The 16,515-nt window shown below is 61.4% G+C and carries 13 protein-coding genes; 6 read left to right on the top strand and 7 right to left on the bottom strand.

Annotated features, from left to right (window positions below; all coding sequences use genetic code 11):
* Window positions 1–34: 34 nt before the first annotated feature.
* Window positions 35–1,036, top strand: a complete 1,002-nt coding sequence (locus tag IF654_RS15515) for a FecR family protein (RefSeq protein WP_047276518.1) — start codon at window positions 35–37, stop codon at window positions 1,034–1,036.
* On the opposite strand, the gene pvdQ is transcribed toward IF654_RS15515, so the two are convergent.
* Window positions 1,033–3,327, bottom strand: coding sequence for a bifunctional acylase PvdQ (pvdQ, locus tag IF654_RS15520; protein ID WP_194862261.1), 2,295 nt, complete (start codon window positions 3,325–3,327; stop codon window positions 1,033–1,035). The genes IF654_RS15515 and pvdQ overlap by 4 nt on opposite strands.
* Window positions 3,328–3,639: 312 nt before the next feature.
* On the opposite strand from pvdQ, the gene IF654_RS15525 reads away from it, so the two are divergent.
* The gene (locus IF654_RS15525; RefSeq protein WP_047276522.1) at window positions 3,640–4,023 is read left to right on the top strand and encodes a hypothetical protein; all 384 of its coding nucleotides are present in this window, start codon (window positions 3,640–3,642) and stop codon (window positions 4,021–4,023) included.
* Here the strand turns inward: IF654_RS15525 and IF654_RS15530 are convergent.
* The gene (locus IF654_RS15530) at window positions 4,020–4,208 is read right to left on the bottom strand and encodes a hypothetical protein (RefSeq protein WP_047276524.1); all 189 of its coding nucleotides are present in this window, start codon (window positions 4,206–4,208) and stop codon (window positions 4,020–4,022) included. The genes IF654_RS15525 and IF654_RS15530 overlap by 4 nt on opposite strands.
* A gap of 149 nt (window positions 4,209–4,357) precedes the next feature.
* Between IF654_RS15530 and IF654_RS15535 the strand changes: the two genes are divergently transcribed.
* Window positions 4,358–4,543 carry a hypothetical protein gene (locus IF654_RS15535; RefSeq protein WP_080960359.1) on the top strand — a complete coding sequence of 62 codons (186 nt, stop codon included), beginning with the start codon at window positions 4,358–4,360 and terminating at the stop codon, window positions 4,541–4,543.
* Between the two features lie 12 nt (window positions 4,544–4,555).
* Here the strand turns inward: IF654_RS15535 and IF654_RS15540 are convergent, their stop codons facing one another.
* On the bottom strand, window positions 4,556–5,461 hold the full coding sequence (locus tag IF654_RS15540; RefSeq protein ID WP_047282902.1) for a LysR family transcriptional regulator: 906 nt from the start codon (window positions 5,459–5,461) through the stop codon (window positions 4,556–4,558).
* 118 nt (window positions 5,462–5,579) lie between these two features.
* Here IF654_RS15540 and IF654_RS15545 point away from each other — a divergent pair, with 118 nt between their 5' ends.
* Window positions 5,580–6,575: an aldo/keto reductase gene (locus tag IF654_RS15545; protein WP_047282903.1), complete on the top strand. Its 996-nt coding sequence runs from the start codon at window positions 5,580–5,582 to the stop codon at window positions 6,573–6,575.
* A gap of 61 nt (window positions 6,576–6,636) precedes the next feature.
* Here IF654_RS15545 and IF654_RS15550 read toward each other — a convergent pair whose 3' ends face one another.
* The 3 genes from IF654_RS15550 to IF654_RS15560 all read right to left on the bottom strand — a co-directional run bounded on the left by IF654_RS15550 (window position 6,637) and on the right by IF654_RS15560 (window position 12,749).
* On the bottom strand, window positions 6,637–10,311 hold the full coding sequence (locus IF654_RS15550; protein ID WP_094987713.1) for a translocation/assembly module TamB domain-containing protein: 3,675 nt from the start codon (window positions 10,309–10,311) through the stop codon (window positions 6,637–6,639).
* Window positions 10,308–12,035 carry an autotransporter assembly complex protein TamA gene (locus tag IF654_RS15555; RefSeq protein ID WP_083333411.1) on the bottom strand — a complete coding sequence of 576 codons (1,728 nt, stop codon included), beginning with the start codon at window positions 12,033–12,035 and terminating at the stop codon, window positions 10,308–10,310. The genes IF654_RS15550 and IF654_RS15555 overlap by 4 nt, the downstream gene beginning before the upstream one ends.
* Window positions 12,036–12,098: 63 nt before the next feature.
* Complete coding sequence (locus IF654_RS15560; RefSeq protein WP_047276532.1) at window positions 12,099–12,749, bottom strand: GNAT family N-acetyltransferase; 651 nt, start codon at window positions 12,747–12,749, stop codon at window positions 12,099–12,101.
* 185 nt (window positions 12,750–12,934) lie between these two features.
* On the opposite strand from IF654_RS15560, the gene xthA reads away from it, so the two are divergent.
* Both xthA and IF654_RS15570 read left to right on the top strand, forming a co-directional pair.
* Window positions 12,935–13,747 carry an exodeoxyribonuclease III gene (gene xthA, locus IF654_RS15565; protein WP_047276533.1) on the top strand — a complete coding sequence of 271 codons (813 nt, stop codon included), beginning with the start codon at window positions 12,935–12,937 and terminating at the stop codon, window positions 13,745–13,747.
* A 142-nt stretch (window positions 13,748–13,889) separates the two neighbouring features.
* The gene (locus IF654_RS15570) at window positions 13,890–15,206 is read left to right on the top strand and encodes a substrate-binding domain-containing protein (RefSeq protein ID WP_094987714.1); all 1,317 of its coding nucleotides are present in this window, start codon (window positions 13,890–13,892) and stop codon (window positions 15,204–15,206) included.
* A gap of 61 nt (window positions 15,207–15,267) precedes the next feature.
* Here IF654_RS15570 and IF654_RS15575 read toward each other — a convergent pair whose 3' ends face one another.
* Complete coding sequence (locus tag IF654_RS15575) at window positions 15,268–16,482, bottom strand: acyl-CoA dehydrogenase (protein ID WP_047276535.1); 1,215 nt, start codon at window positions 16,480–16,482, stop codon at window positions 15,268–15,270.
* Between the last annotated feature and the right edge of the window lie 33 nt (window positions 16,483–16,515).

Consider the following 16,515-nt stretch of genomic DNA (forward strand, 5'->3'; position numbering starts at 1 on the left):
ACAGGGGTAGAATGCCCAAAACCAGGAAGAGCCAATGAGCGAAACACGCCTCACCGAAGCCCAATACGATGCCATCACCGAGGCCGCTGCTCAGTGGTGCATGCGCCTGCATGAGCCCGATTGTACGGATCGGGAGCGTGAGGCGTTTACGGTGTGGCTGAACGCCGACCCCCTGCACGCGTTTGAATATCAAGCGATGCAAGATATCTGGGAAGTCAGCGAACACCTGCCCAAGCCCGAGCCTGTTACCCCGCAAGTGATTGCACGGACTCAACGCTCGCGCCAGCCAGCCTGGCGAAAGCTGGCTATCGCTGCGGCCATCACCTTGCTGGCAGTTCCGGTCGCAGCTTACAGCGGTTGGGAGTTGGGTTGGGTGCCCAATGCCTACGAGCGGGTGCAGGCGCACTCCCACCTGCAGACCGTGACCCTGCCGGACGGCAGTGAAGTCGAGCTCAACCTGGGCACGGAACTCACCTACGCCAACTACAAAGACCAGCGCCGGGTCACCCTGAGCAAAGGTGAAGCTTTCTTTAAGGTGAGTCACGATGTCACGCACCCGTTTGTGGTGCAGGCGGCGGAAGGCCGTGTGCGCGTCACCGGTACCCAGTTCAACGTCTGGATGTATCAAGATCAGGTCAAAGTGACATTGCTGGAAGGCTCGGTGCTGGTGACCAGCAATAAAAAGCTCAGCGGTGACGGGCTGCGCCTGGAGCCGGGCATGCAGGCACGCTACAAGGCGGGCGACTATGCGCCGCAAATCAGCCAGACCTACGCCAACTCGCCGGATCTGGCGTGGCGCAACGGCAAGTTGGTGCTGGACAACCTGACCCTGGCCGAAGCGCTGCCCCTGATCAACCGCTACCTGAGTACGCCGCTGGAACTGGCGGACAGTGCCACCGGCGCCCTGCGCGTGGGTGGCGTGTTCAACACCACAGAAATCAACAGCCTCGTGACTTCCCTTCCCAAAGTGTTACCGGTCTACCTGACCCTGAGTCAGGATGGTAAACCGGTGCTCAACGCCCTGCCTCGGGGTTAACGGCGCTGCCGGATCTCAACCCGCTGGTAGTTCGGATCGGCGTTGATCTGCGCGTCGGTAAACGGCAAGGTTTGCCACTGCTTTTTCGAGAACGCCCGAGTCTGATCCGACGCGTGCCGGGACGCCGGGTCGCTTGAGAGCGAAAACGCCAGCATGCCTTGGGCCTGTGGGCCGTGTTCGTCAAACGTGACGGTTTGCACATAACTGGTGCCGCTGACGACCTCTTGCTTGCCACCCTCGCCCGGCACGCTCTGCATGGCGTTGTAAACGCCGAGTACCGCCGGGCCACCGTGAATCGGCGTGCGCTGGCCACCCACGCTGACACCTTGAATCTCGCCCCACGTCACGTCCGCCCTCAACCCTGCTTGCGCCACCTGCGCGGCCGAGGCCGCGAGCGCCTCGTGCACCGCCTGGCGCACCGTCGGCTGCTCGATATTCAACCCGCGCGGCGTGTGCTGCGGGTCCGCCGGACTGAACGGCACCCGCCACACGTCAGGCACCTCGAACAGCTGCGCCATGAGGTTCTGGAAATGCACCAGGCCGATACCGCTGTCCAGATTCGCTTGCTGATCCCATGCCTTGAGGCTCGCGCACACGGCAACCAGCGGCGCCTGCTGTTCTGCTTGGCAGACGTGAAGCAGATCGGGCATCACCTGCCCGGCCAGGTACACCCGGTTGTCCATCACCATCCCTTGCAGGTCCGAGACTCCGAGCGTTCCGGGTTGACTCAGGCGCTGCAAGGCAAAGCGCGCACGTGGCCCCAAGGGCTGACCGTCCTGACTGATCAACGGCGAATAGCCGCGCAGAGGCGCCTGCGGGTTGGCCATCCAGGCTGAGTCGTTGGAATGCTGCACGTAATCCGTGCGCCGCAATTGCGGCAATTGGCGGGCCGGGTAAATCCCGGCCTGGGCCGCATGGGGGTCGACGGTCCATGCACACGTGCTGCGACTGCCATCGAGCAGGATCATCTCCAGCCCTGCCGCAGGGTCGCTGCACGCCGCCAGTTTGGCCTGATCGACATACGGCACCACCGACAAGTTCATGTAGAGCGTCTGGCCCTGGTCATCCACCGCCAGCGTGTTGACCCACGGGATGCCTTGAAGGCGATTGACCGACGCTTGCAGGGCGTCGAGGCTGTGCGCCTGATTGATCGCGTACCACTGCTGCAACACGCGATCGTTATCAAGATTGGCGTCCCGCAGGCTGAACGCCACGTGATCGTCCCAGTCCAGCTTGCCCGGCCACTGCACGACCGGCCCGAATGCCGAACTGTAAATGACCCGTGATTGCGGCTTGACGCTGCCATCGGCCTGCTTGACCTCAACGCTGACGGTTTGCTCATGCAGCGGCAACGACTGGCCATCCAGCAGGTAACGCTTGGGATCCTGCGGATCGAGGGCCAGCCGGTACAAGGTGAAGTGTTTAGAGGTGTCGACCGTATGGGTCCAGGCCATGTGCCGGTTGAAGCCGATATTGATCAATGGCAGGCCGGGCAAGGCAGCGCCCATTACATCGAGTTTGCCGGGGATGGTCAGGTGCATTTCATAAAAGCGCATGCCGCCGACCCATGGAAAATGCGGGTTGGCCAGCAACATCGCGCGCCCGGTATTTGAGCGTTCGCGGCCGATGGCCACGGCATTGCTGCCCCGGTCCAGGGCAAACCGCTGCATGCGCTCGGCAGCCAACGCGAAGGGCTGCGGGCGACTGGCCAGCTGGGCGCTGGCCTGAGGTGGCGTAGCCCCCACCAGTGCTTCGGCAAACTGCCCCACCCCGCCTTCCACCAACAGACGGCGGGTCAGCTTGACCAGATCCTGTGGCGTGAGCGGGCGCACCGAGGGGTTGTCGCACGCTGCCGGCAAAGGGTTGCGCTCGCTGAGCTGGCGGTTGTAACCGGCGACGTAACCTTCAATCAGCGCTTGGACCTGCGGGGTTTGCGCCTGCCAGAACGCGTCCACGGCGTGCGGCGTGTTCAACCATTTGAAAAACACATCGCTGGACAGGTTGTCACGCTGCTCTAGGGTCTGCCCCTCAGGGCCGAAGAATTTCGAGCGCTCGCCATTTACCGTGGTGACTTCATTGGCCAGCAAACACAGGTTGTCTTGCGCGTAGGCATACCCGATGCCGTAACCCAGGCCGCGCTCATCGGCGGCCTTGATGTGCGGCACGCCGAACGTGGTGCGCCGGATTTCGGCACTCACGTCCATTGAGGGTGTCTGAGCCTGGGCTGAAACACTTAGCCCCAGACACAGTCCTGCAAGACACGCTTTGCTTAATGGCCTGGAAATAATCACGCGGACTCCTGCTTTGTCTTAGAAATGCCAGGCGGCGCGCGCGATCACACGCGACTGCCCGGCCGATGCCTGCCCCCCGTGGGGTTTCGTAGCGCATGCAATGAAACGGGGACAGACCCTAAAGACGAAGCCGGTGAAAAAAAATTAATCCGCCGCTGCAACCTCGTCTGCACGGGGGCTTTGACGCGCCTGCACTGGCGTGACGACAAAATTTCTACAACCCACTGTTCATGATTTTGGCTGCTCATTCGTCTAGTTACTAAAGAGCACTTTTTTGTTTTCCTGATCAGGCTCTGAAAAGGAGTTTTTTGCATGCACAACTCGCAACTGCCAACGGACGGTCATCAACAACGCAAATCAGCTTTTCAACCCGACAACGGGTTGCTGGAGGCCCAGGTGCAACTGCACGGCAATGAACGTATTCGACACTTACTGAAATTTTTCGGGCTGCGCACCAGCCTGGTGCGGCTCAAGGTGATCGACGCGCTGTTGACGGCCGCCGGCAATGATCGTCGGCTGGGGGTGCGCGGTATGCACAGCCACTTGCAGGCGCTGGATATTCCGCTGTCTTTTCTGAGTGTGCGCGAGGTGCTCAAGCGCTTGTGCAGCGAGGGGGTGGTGGTGCTTAACAGTGACAAGAGCTACAGCCTGCATCCACAGGCTGAAGCGGTGCTGACCGGTCAGATCGAGGCTTAAAGCTTGGTCTTGCGGCGCATGACGCCATTGATGACCACGACCACCACGGCCACGCCGATGGCGATGTACTGGAACATCTTCTCGGTGATCATGCCGGCGTTTTGCATGTACGAAAGACCAAACATGATCCCCAGCACAACCAGAGAGATCAGAATCGAGTATTTCAAGCGCTGCGAAGGAGTCATTACCTGTTCCTGAAAGTAAGGCGGAAAACACAGGCCGGAATTTAACAAATATGTCCGGCTCATGGAGATGAATTGAAACAATCCTGGTCTCATCTTACAGCCGGAGAAGCGTTTTCGCTTGAGCCGGCTTTCACCCTGAGGATTGATCCATGCTCCGTCGTACTGCACGCCCGCTTGCACTCTTGCTCATGTTGACCCTGAGCGGGTGCGTCTTTTATCCAGACCATGGAAGGCATCACGATCATCGGCACGACTCGCGATACGATCAGCGCTATGACCAGCAGCGCTATGACCACCGTTACGACGATGGCCGGCCGGGTTATAACCGCCGCTGAACCGCATTCCGGTTAACGCCTGAAACCACTGGTGGGCCTGGCGCACAGGTCCACCAACCAGTCGACAAACACCCGCACCCGTGGCGACAGTTGCCGATGCGGCGGGTACAACGCCGTCAGCGCCATCCGCGGCGGTGGGCAATCCGTCAAGACGGCCTGCAAGCGCCCTTCGCGCACCAGCTGTGTCACGTGGTAGTGCGGCGCTTGCACCAGCCCATAGCCCGCCACACACGCCGCCAAATACCCTTCTGCACTGTTGACCGATACCTGCTTGGGCAAATTGATGAATTGCACGTCCTCGCCCTGCTGAAATTCGAGCCCGTAGCGCTTGCCTGATGCACCGGAGAAATACTCCACCATCTGATGCCCGCTCAACTGCGCGAGGGTCAGCGGCACCCCATGGGTCAGCAGATAGGCAGGGCTGGCGCAGGTCACTTGATCCATCTGCACCAGCGGCCGGGCCACCAGTGAGTCGTCCAGTGTGAGGCCACCGCGAATCACGCAGTCCACCCCCTCGCGAATCAAATCCACCGGGCGGTCATTCAGGCCGATTTCCAGGTCGATTTGCGGGTAGCGCCCGGTGAACTCCGGCAACGCCGGGAACACCACCAATCGCCCGACCGCCGCGGGCATCTCGACCCGCAGCGTGCCTTTGGGCTGACGGGTGCTGAACAGCCCCTCCGCTTCTTCCAGGTCAGCCAGCAGGCTGACGCAACGCTGGTAATAGGCCGCACCATCGAGGGTCGGGCTGACCTGACGGGTGGTGCGGTGCAGCAATTGCACGCCCAGATGGGCTTCAAGTTGTTTGATCAGCACCGTCACTGACGCACGGGGCATGTGCAGGCTGTCAGCCGCCTTGGCAAAACCACCCAGCTCGACGATGCGGGTAAACACCCGCATCGCATTGAATCGGTCCATATCCGCTCCCGTCCCGGCCTGGATTATTCGGATTATCCGAACAGTGATAGCGTTTTTACCCGGTTTATCTTGCATGTGTCGAGGTTAAGAATAGGCCACCCACTCAGGAGGACTTCACATGCACACCCGCCCACTCGGAAAAAACGGCCCGCAAGTCAGCGCCATTGGCCTTGGCTGCATGGGCATGACTGACTTTTACACCACCGGCAGCGATACCCGCGAAGCCGTGGCCACCTTGCACCGCGCGCTGGAGTTGGGGGTCAATTTTCTCGACACCGCCGACATGTACGGCCCACACACCAACGAAATCCTGATCGGCCAAGCCCTTCGCGGCAAACGTGACCAAGTATTTCTGGCCAGCAAGTTCGGCATCGTGCGCGACCCGGCCAACCCCAAGGGGCGGGCAGTGAACGGCCGCCCGGAGTACGTTCGTCAGTCCATCGACGGCAGCCTGAAACGCTTGGGCGTCGACACCCTCGACCTGTATTACCAACACCGCATGGACCCCGAGGTGCCGATTGAAGAGACCGTCGGCGCCATGGCCGATCTGGTCAAGGCGGGCAAAGTCCGCTACCTGGGCCTCAGCGAAGCATCTGTGGCCACGCTCGAACGTGCGCATCACGTGCACCCCATCAGCGCCCTGCAAAGCGAATACTCGCTGTGGAGTCGCGATCAGGAAGACAACGGCTGCCTTGCGGCTTGCCAGCGTCTGGGCATTGCCTTTGTGCCCTACAGCCCCTTGGGGCGCGGTTTTCTGACCGGCGCACTGAAAAGCCCCGAGGACTTCGCGGCGGACGACTATCGCCGCTCCAATCCGCGGTTTCAGGCCGATAACTTTGCGAAAAACCTGCAACTGGTGGATCAGGTTAAGCAACTCGCGGCTGACAAAGGCGTCACGGCCGGGCAACTGGCGCTGGCCTGGGTAGTGGCGCAAGGGGATCACCTGATCCCGATTCCGGGGACCAAGCAACGTCATTACCTGGAAGAAAACATCGCGGCGCTAGACATCAGTTTGAGCGCCAACGAGTTGGACGCCCTGCAAACCATCTTCCCTCCAGACGCCGTGGCCGGTTTGCGCTATGCCGAAGAAAACATGAAGCAGCTTAATCGGTGATTGCACATCACCGCCTCACGCTGCCGGGCAGCGTGAGGCGGCGAAGGCTGACACACGGGCGCTAAAAGTCGCGCTTGTAGAAGATGTCCAGCGAGCTGGCAAAGCCGCTGGCCACTTCCACGTACACCCGTTTGCTCAACTTGTACCGCAAGGCAATGGTGCTCGCCGGCTCAAACACCCCGACGCCATACCGCACACTCAACCGCTCATTGATCTTGCCGCTGGCAACCACCGAGGTGCTGTCACCGCTGCCTTCGGTGTCGAGTTCGAAGTCCTTGATGCCCAAGTGATTGGCCAGCCCCGAGGTAATCCCCGAACTGCCCATCAAGCCAAGGCCCAGCGCAGCCTCCGCCAGCATGTTGTTGTCTTCGCCGGTGCCCGACAGCGGACGCCCCAGAATCAGGTAGGAAAGCGCCTGCTCCTTGCTCATGGCGGGTTCAGAGAAGATCTGCGTGGTCGGCTGTTCTGCGCTGCCGGTCAGGCGAATGCCCGCAATCACGTCATCCGTCTGGCGAATCGCCTCGATGTCGAGATACGGCTGCGCAATCGGCCCGGCGAACAGCAAGCGCGCCCGGCGTATGGTCAGGCGCTGGCCATAGGCACGGTAGCGGCCGTTGTTGAGGCGCAACTCGCCGCGGGTGTCCAGGTTGTTGCCGATGTGCACCTGGCCCACCAGATCGGCGTTCAAACCGAACCCCGAGAACGTCAGCAGCTCTTGCCCGACGATGACGTCGATGTCCATGTCGACCACCATCGGGGCGTCTGCATCGGAGGTTTGCTGGCCAACGATCACCGTGTCATCAGACACCTTGACCGTCGACGGCGGCAGTTCGCGCACGGTGATTTCGCCCTTGGGCACGTTCACGTTGCCCGCGATCAGCAAGGTATTGTCGGGGTTGAGCGAAATTCTCAGGTCCGGGGCCACATCCAGTTTGGCGTAGGGCTCAACCGTCACGGGCAGGTGACTGCCCTTGACCAACACGTTGACGGCCATGGTGTTGCCCCACGCCACATTCCCGCTGATACTGCCCAGCCCCAACTGGCCGCTGGTCCAGCCGCCGTTGAGCAAAGCCGTTTCGCCCACAATGTTGGCGGTCAGTTGCAGGTTCTCGAGAGTGGTTGGCAGTTGCGGCCCGGAAATCTGCCCGCCGGTCAGGGCCACTGTGCCGTTGATGCGCGGCGCCAGTAATCCGCCCGTGAACGTGCCCGTGCCATTCAATTGGCCGGCGAGTGTTTCGACCATGGGCACAAACGGACGAATCACCGACACATCCAGCCCGCTCAAGCGAAAATCGCCAGTCACCGGCTTGCTCTTGGGCAGAGGATTGATGCGTGCATTGAGCATCAGTTGCCCGAGTTTGCCGCCGTTGAAATCAAAGCGGGTGTCGACCCGGCTCGGCGTCAGTTGACTGGTCAAGCGCAACGTCTGGTACGGGAAGTCCAGCCACTGGCCTTTGTCCTTGATGCGCAACGTGCCGCCGCTGGCGTCCACCACCACTTGTCCTTTAGGCCCGCTGGCTGGCAAGTCGAGGGATAAGTCGGCATTGAGCTGACCTTGCCACCGGAAGTCGTCGGGCAGCCACTTGGCCAGGCTGTCGAGCGGGAACTGCTTGAGATGGAAACGCAGTTTGGGGTCCGGCATCAGGCGTTGTTCTTCGTTGCACAGACTGGCAGGCCCCGACATCCAGCACTGGGCCCCCAGGTTGATCCGGCCATCGGCCAGACGCTCCAGACGCGCCGGTTTTTGCAAGGCCCAGTCCTGACCACCGGCCTTGACGTCCCCGCTGAGCAAACGCCCGCGCCATTGGTCTTTGTCCAGACCGCCATCGAGTGCCAGGGCGAGTTGCAGCATCGGCCCTTGCAGCGCAAGTTTGAGTTGCTGTCGCTTCAGATCCCCGCTGCCGTTGACGGTCAGCACACCCAACTGCGTATCGCCACTCGTGATCCCGCTGCCCTTGAGGTCAATCCGCCCGTGCTGATTGCGATCGAGCGCGGCATCCAGGCTGAGGTGTTGCAAGTGGTTGTCGGCGAAAGCCAGTTGCTGGCCATTGAGTACCAGCTTGCCCTGCGGCGCCTTGAGGGTGCCGCCGACATCGACCCGGCCTTTGAGCTGACCGCGCAGGTCTGGCCACAACTGCCCCAAGCGCGGCAGGTTGAGGTCCAGTTGCGCCTTGAGTTGCTGCTGCACACGGGCCGTGCCATTGATGCGGTTGTCCCCCAGGCGAATGTCCAGCGCGCTGAGGTTCCAGTCCTCGCCCGCCCCTTGGGCCTTGGCCTGCAACACGGCGGGCAAGCCGCGCAAACGGCCTTTGAGGTCGAGGTTAGCGTTCAGCTCCAGACGTTCATCCTTGAATGAACCTGTGCTGCGCAGCGGCCCCCCGAGATTGCCCGGCAACTCGGCCACCCAATACGCCGGGTCGATTGCGCTGAGGTCCAGTGCGGTATCCCAGGCCACGCCGTCGGCAAACTGCACTTTGACGTGGCCTTGGGCCTTGCCCTGACCCGCCACCAGTTCCAGTTGCGGCAGGTAGAGGTTGCCCAGATCACCGCTGAACGGGCTGGCCAGGCTAAACGCCCCGGCCGGGCCATCCAGGTTGGCCTTGAAGTTGCCCAGGTAGTTGCCATCGGTGTAAGACACTTCGCCGTTGAAAGTGCGCAGGTCCACCTCCGGCTTGGCGATGACCGGGTACAAGCGGTGCCAGGGAAACGCCAGCCAGTCGATCTTCGCGTCGGCCTTCACGCCTTCCTGCCAGTCCACTCGCCCGGACAGGTTCAGGTGCTGCTCGGGGCTGACGGTCAAATTCAGTGCCGACACCTGCGCGCCCGTGGCGTCTACCCGCCCCTTGAGCAGCACACGGACGGGGGCTGTTTCGGCGGGCAGGCTGGCGCTACCGTCCAGCACATAGCCGTCCTTGAGGTCGCCCTTGGCCGTCAGCACAAGCTGATTGACTTGCAGGGTGTCCGGCAGCTCGGGGCTGGCCTTGAACGCGTCAGCGGTGATACTGACCTGTGCTGGCAAGTGCTCGGCCAGCGGCTGCAATTGGCCTTTTAGCTGTGCGTTGAGGTAGCCGGTACTGTCAGCGATCAGATTCAGGGAGGTACGCAAATGGCCGTCGACCTTGAGCGCCAGCGCCCAGGGTGTTTGATCAGGCGAGGGCAGCCGGATAGTGCCTTGCAGGGTCAACGGCCAGTCACCATTGGGCTGCAACAGACCGGACAACTCGACGTTCACGTCCTCGCGATCCAAGTGCACCGAATCGATCTGCAACCCTTTGGAGGTCCATTGAGCCGCCATCTGCATGCCCTTGAGCTGCTCGATACCGTTAAACAGCACATTGCCGACTTTGATCACACCCACTTCGATGGACACCGGCAACGTCAATTCAGGCAGGCTGACCGGCCCGCTGCTGCTGTCTTCACTGGGCGGGAATTGCAGGCTGACACGCTCGGCCTGCAACTGATCGATGCACAGGGTCATGCGTGTCAGGCAGGACGGCGACCAGGCAAAAATCGGTTTATCCACTTCCACACGGCTGGTGCCCTGCTCCCACAGCAGATGGTCAGCGCTCCATTGGCCGCCCAGGCGCCCGGCAAAATTGTCGATCTGCAAACCCGGCACCTGGCCCAACACCCAGCGACTGCCCGCTTGCGTACCCAGCACGATCCCCAGCGCCAATGCCACCAACACCACCAGGGCCAGCAACACCAGACCCGCTATTTTCAACCCACGAATCACAGTTCTGGCCCCATGGAAAAGTGCAAACGAACGCCGCCGTCATCATCCAGCGCGTGGGCCAGGTCGAGGCGGATCGGACCGACTGGCGAGACCCAGCGGATCCCCACCCCGACCCCGGTTTTCAGGCTTGGAAAATCAAGGTTGTTGAAAGCGTTGCCTTTGTCGACAAAGGTTGCCCAGCGCCACTTATCCGCGAACTGGTATTGATACTCGACGCTGCCCGCAACCATGTAGCGGCCGCCGATCCGGTCACCGTCGGAGTTTTTCGGTGACAGGCTCTGGTAGTCATAGCCGCGTACGCTTTGATCACCACCGGCGAAGAAACGCAGCGACGGTGGCACTGATTTGTAGCCGTTGGTGGCACTGCCGCCGAACTGTATTCGGCCGAGGAAACGGTGTTTTTCCCACAGGGTTGTCAACGCCTTGAATTGCGCGTTGCCGTGCAACAGGTTGGTGTCCGACATCAGCCCTTCCTTGGCCACCTGCGCATCCAGCGACACGCTGTAACCATGGGACGGGTCGATGCGGTTGTCGCTGCGCAACACGGCATAGCTGACGCCCGGCATCAACAGGGTGCTGAGCCCCGAGTCATCGCCCAACCGGTACTCTTCGTGCTGCCAGCGCAACGAGACAATCCGCGTCCAGCCGTTATCCAGCTTGCTGTGCCACTCGGGGCCTACGGTCAGCAATTTGCTCAAGGTGTCGGTGTTGGCGATTTCTTCATACTGATACCCGGCCGCAAAACGCAGTTTGTCGGTCAGCGGCGGGTCGAGCGGAATGTCGTACCAGGCGCCAACGTTTTGCTTGGGTTGTGAAATTTCAGACTCAAAACCGTAACTGTCCCCACGGGCATTGTCCCAGTGACGCATCCAGCTGGCCTTGCCTCGCGGCCCGGTATCGGTCGAGTAGCCCAGGCCCAATGTCATGGTGCGGGGTTTGCGCGTATGCAGGTCGACGTCCACCGGGATGACCTGCCCGACAGCCGTACTGGGCGCCGCATCGACCCGCACCACTTCAAAATAGCCGCTCGATTGCAGGTTCTGGTTCAGTTCGTTGACCAGTTCCGAATCGTAGGGCGTGTCCGGCTTGAACGGCACCATGCGCTGCAACAGCACGTCATCGAACGGCGTGTCACCCGTAAAGCTGACCTTGCCCAGCACGTAACGCGGCCCGCTTTCGTAGACAAGATTGATATCTGCGTAGCCCCCCTTGGGGTCGACCAGCAGCTCGTGGCGGGTGAATTTACCGTCAAAGAAACCGTAGCGCAGCGCCCGGTTCTGGATCATTTGCTTGGCGCTTTCGTAATTGCCCTGGTTAAGCACGGCCCCCGGCTTGAGGTCGTCAGCGGGCGGAATTTGAAACGCCTTGAGCGAAGCCGCCGGGCCTTCGACACGCACGTTGACGTTGCGCAGATGCACCGGCTCGCCGGGCTCGATGTTCAACACCAGACGCGGCGGCGTGCCGGGCTGGACTTCACTTTCAATGATGGGGTTGTAGTACCCCAAGGCTTGCGACGCTTTGAGGGCCTGCTCGTGCGCGCCGCGTTTGAAGCGCAGCAAAGCCGCCTCGTCGCGGTCGCCGAGGCTGCCTATATAGCCTTCCACATTGGCCTTGAGGGCGTTATTGGCGGGCTTGACCCTGACCACCAGCTCGCTTTGCGCACAGACTGCAAAGCTGCTGAGCAGCAGGACCACACCGCTGGTAAATCTTCCTGGAAACGTCATAGGCGCGGATGCTAACACGGGCAAGGAGCGTCATAGAGCACACCTGGGGGAAGAAGTTCGTCCTCAACCCGTTGCTGTATGTAACACCTGCGGATTGGCGTGAAAGAAAACGTGCTCACGCACCGGCCCGATGGCGACTTCGCCAATTTCGACGTAACCCTGCTTCTTATAAAACTCCAGGTAACGCGGGTTGCCCGTATCCAGCACCACCCCTTCGGAGTGTTCGTCTTCGGCGCACCAGTTGTGCACGGCTTCGAGCAACTGCTCGCCATAATGCTGGCCCTGAAATTCAGGGTGAATGCCCAGCAGCGGCAGCATGTGCACGGCATCGCCCGGCACGCAGGCCAGCACCGCCTGATGGTACTCAAGGTAACGGCGGGTACAACGCAACCCGGTACTGAGCACCATGCGCAACTGCCAGGCCCAGCTTTCAGTGATGTCCAGACGTCGCATCGGCGGCGCGATCAGGGCCACCCCCACCAGCCGGTCATTGACCAGCAACCCCAGCCCCGGACGGTCCTGCAAAAAATGCTGTTTGACCAGTTCCCGCACCGTCGCCCTGACCCGCTGTTCGTAACCCCGGCGGTCAGCATCGAACAAAAAGCGGAACGTCGGTTCATGCCGATAAGCCTGATACAGCAACGACCGCGCCTCGCGTGAGTACCCCCCATCGAGCAACTGGATCTGGGCGGTGGCATTCGACGTTTGCGTCATGACGTTCAATCTCCGTGGCGGCGCTTGGATGGCGGCGCTTCTAGTGAGTACGAGCCCCCGAGTGCCACAACAGTTCCATCGTGGCGCATGCAACCTACGTTAGCAGTGCATTTGCCCTACCGCACGCTGGCCGCTGAGGCGTCAGTCCGCTAGCATCGCTGTTTTTTGCTCAGGACTGCCCGCCCATGAAAATTGTGTCATTCAACATCAACGGCCTGCGCGCTCGGCCTCATCAGCTGGCAGCGCTGATCGAAAAACATCAGCCGGACGTGATCGGCCTGCAAGAAACCAAAGTCAGTGACGAACAGTTCCCTTTCGCTGACATTGAAGCGCTGGGTTATCACGTGCAGTTTCATGGCCAGAAAGGCCATTACGGCGTCGCGCTGCTGTCCCGTCAGGCGCCGCTGAGCATTAATAAAGGCTTTGCCACCGATGAAGAGGACGCCCAGCGCCGCTTCATCTGGGGCGAATTCGCGGATGAAAACGGTCAGCCGGTGACCATCATGAACGGGTATTTCCCACAAGGTGAAAGCCGCGATCACCCCACCAAGTTCCCTGCCAAGCAACGTTTCTACAGCGATTTGCAGCAGTTGCTTGAAAGCCGGTTCAGCAACGAACAGCCTTTGGTGGTCATGGGCGACATCAATATCTCGCCCCAGGATTGCGACATCGGTATCGGCGAAGTCAACGCCAAACGCTGGCTGAAAACCGGCAAGTGCAGCTTCTTGCCCGAAGAACGCGAGTGGATGGAGCGCCTCAAGGGGTGGGGCCTGGTGGACAGCTTCCGCTACCTGTACCCGGACGTCACCGACCGTTTCAGCTGGTTCGACTACCGCAGCCGCGGCTTCGAAGACGAACCCAAGCGCGGCCTGCGCATCGACGTGATTCTGACCTCCCAAGGGTTGGTGCCGCGCATCAAGGACGCAGGCGTCGACTACGACCTGCGCGCCATGGAAAAACCATCAGACCATGCGCCGATCTGGCTGGAACTGAGCTGACAGCGCGCCTGTGCGCCGCTGCCGGGCCACGCCATCGCGCGGAGCACGTCAGCGGCACGCCGCACGATCCGGCTGTCATCGGCTTGCAACGTTTCTGACTTAAATTGCTGGCACTTTTATGGCCCCAGGAAGGTGCCGGATCATGCTGCGTTTAACGTCTTTCATCCTGCTGTGGGCCATGACGGCGTTGGCCTGGGCCGCACCGGTGGCTGACCTGAGGATTCAGGGTTCCAACACCATTGGCGCCAACCTTGGCCCGGCGCTGGTTGCCGCCATGCTTGCCGGGCAAGGCTTGCGCGACATCCACAGCGTGGCCGCGCCGCCTCCCAACGAACAGACCATCATCGGCACTGACGCCCACGGCCGACAGGTGCGGGTGGACGTCGCGGCCCACGGCTCAGGCACCGGATTCGCCGCCCTGAATGCCGGTCAGGCCGATGTGGTGGCGTCTTCACGCCCGATCAAGGACCGCGAGCTGGTGGAGCTCGAACGCCTCGGCGACCTCAAAAGCCCGGACGCCGAACAGGTGATTGCCATTGACGGGCTGGCGATCATCCTCCACCCGCGCAACCCGCTCACAACGTTGAACACCGAGCAACTGGCACAGGTCTTCAGCGGCCAGATCCAGACGTGGGAAGCATTAGGCGGCATCGGTGGGGCGATTCATCTTTATGCGCGGGACGATCAGTCCGGCACCTGGGAAACCTTCAAGGAGTTGGTGCTTAATCGCAGCCCGCGGGGGTTGAGCCCGGACGCCAAGCGTTTCGAGTCCAGCGAGCAATTGTCCGATGCGGTCAGCCGGGACCCGCAAGCCATCGGGTTTATCGGCCTGCCCTATGTACGTCAGGCCAAGGCCGTGGCCATCGTTGACGGTGCCTCCCAACCGATGCTGCCGCTGGAGAGCCTGATTGCCAGCGAAGATTACCCGTTGTCGCGGCGCCTGTTCTTTTACCTGCCGCCCAACGCGAATAATCCTTGGGCCAAAGCCCTGATTACCTTCACCCAAAGCACCCAAGGCCAGGCCATCGTCGCGCGCAACGGCTTTGTGGCCCAAAGCATCGTGGCAGGCCACGTGACGCACGGGCCGCACATGCCGGCCGATTACCGGACGCTCACGCAACAGGCGCAGCGCTTGTCGGTGAATTTTCGTTTTGAAGAGGGCAGCGCCTCGCTGGACAACAAGGCCCGGCAGGATGTGTTGCGTGTCGTGGACTATTTGCGGGCCCACGACAAACTCGGCAAACAGGCGACGCTGGTGGGCTTTGGCGATGTGAAGGACGACCCCGAGCGAGCGCAACTGTTGTCAAAACTGCGGGCAATGGCCGTGCGCCGGGAATTGGCGAAAAGCGGTGTCATCCTGCGCGAAATCCGCGGTTACGGCGCGCAAATGCCGGTGGCGGCCAACACCGAAGACGAAGGCCGCGTGAAAAATCGCCGGGTTGAGGTGTGGGTGTATTGAGACCGCTACCCGTTGCAGACGCGCAAAGCCGCTTCCCACGGCAACGGGTACACGCTCCGATTCAGCTCGACGACTTGGCGTACTTGTCCAGTTCACACTTGCCCACAGCGGCGCGGTGCACCTCATCCGGCCCGTCGGCCAGGCGCAAGGTGCGCTGCATGGCGTACATGTAGGCCAGCGGAAAATCCCCTGAAACCCCCGCTCCGCCATGCATCTGGATGGCCCGATCGATGACCCGCAGGGCCACATTCGGCGCGATCACCTTGATCTGCGCGATCTCGCTTTTCGCCACCTTGTTGCCCACGGTGTCCATCATGTACGCCGCTTTGAGGGTCAGCAGGCGGGCCATGTCGATCTCCATTCGCGACTCGGCAATCGTGTCGAGATTGCCGCCCAGGCGTGCCAGCGGTTTGCCGAAAGCCGTGCGCTCCAACGAGCGCTTGCACATCAATTCCAGCGCCCGCTCGGCCATGCCGATGGACCGCATGCAGTGGTGAATCCGCCCCGGCCCCAGTCGCCCCTGAGCGATTTCAAAGCCCCGGCCTTCACCCAGCAACACGTTGTCATAGGGCACGCGGACGTTGTCGAACAGCACTTCAGCGTGGCCGTGGGGCGCATCGTCGTAACCAAACACGGGCAACGGCCGCACGATGTGAACCCCGGGCGTGTCCACGGGCACCAGGATCATCGAATGCTGCTGATGGCGCGGGTTCTGCGGGTTGCTCAGCCCCATGAAGATCATGATTTTGCAGCGCGGATCACACGCCCCCGAAGTCCACCACTTGCGTCCGTTGATCACCCACTCATCGCCCTGGCGTTCGGCGCGGGCCTGCATGTTGGTGGCGTCCGACGAGGCCACGTCCGGCTCGGTCATGGCGAACGCCGAACGGATTTCCCCGCGCAGTAAAGGGGCCAGCCATTGTGCTTTTTGGGCCTCGCTGGCGTACCGCACCAGCACCTCCATGTTGCCGGTGTCTGGCGCCGAACAGTTGAACGGCTCGGGCCCGAGCATCGAGCGCCCCATGATTTCGGCCAGCGGCGCGTACTCAAGGTTGGTCAGGCCCGCCCCCAGTTCAGACTCGGGCAAAAACAGATTCCACAACCCTTCGGCTTTGGCCTTGAGTTTGAGGGTTTCCATAATGGCCGTGGGTTGCCAGCGATCGCCTTGCGCCACCTGCTGATCAAAAATCGCTTCGGCCGGGTACACATGGGCGTCCATAAAAGCCGTGACCCGCTCGCGCAGCGCCTGAACGTTGGGGGAATAAGCGAAATCCATGGGTGGCTACCTTCTACCGGGAATGTGGGAACG

The sequence above is a fragment of the Pseudomonas lundensis genome, from assembly GCF_015377145.2.
Lineage (GTDB): Bacteria > Pseudomonadota > Gammaproteobacteria > Pseudomonadales > Pseudomonadaceae > Aquipseudomonas > Aquipseudomonas lundensis.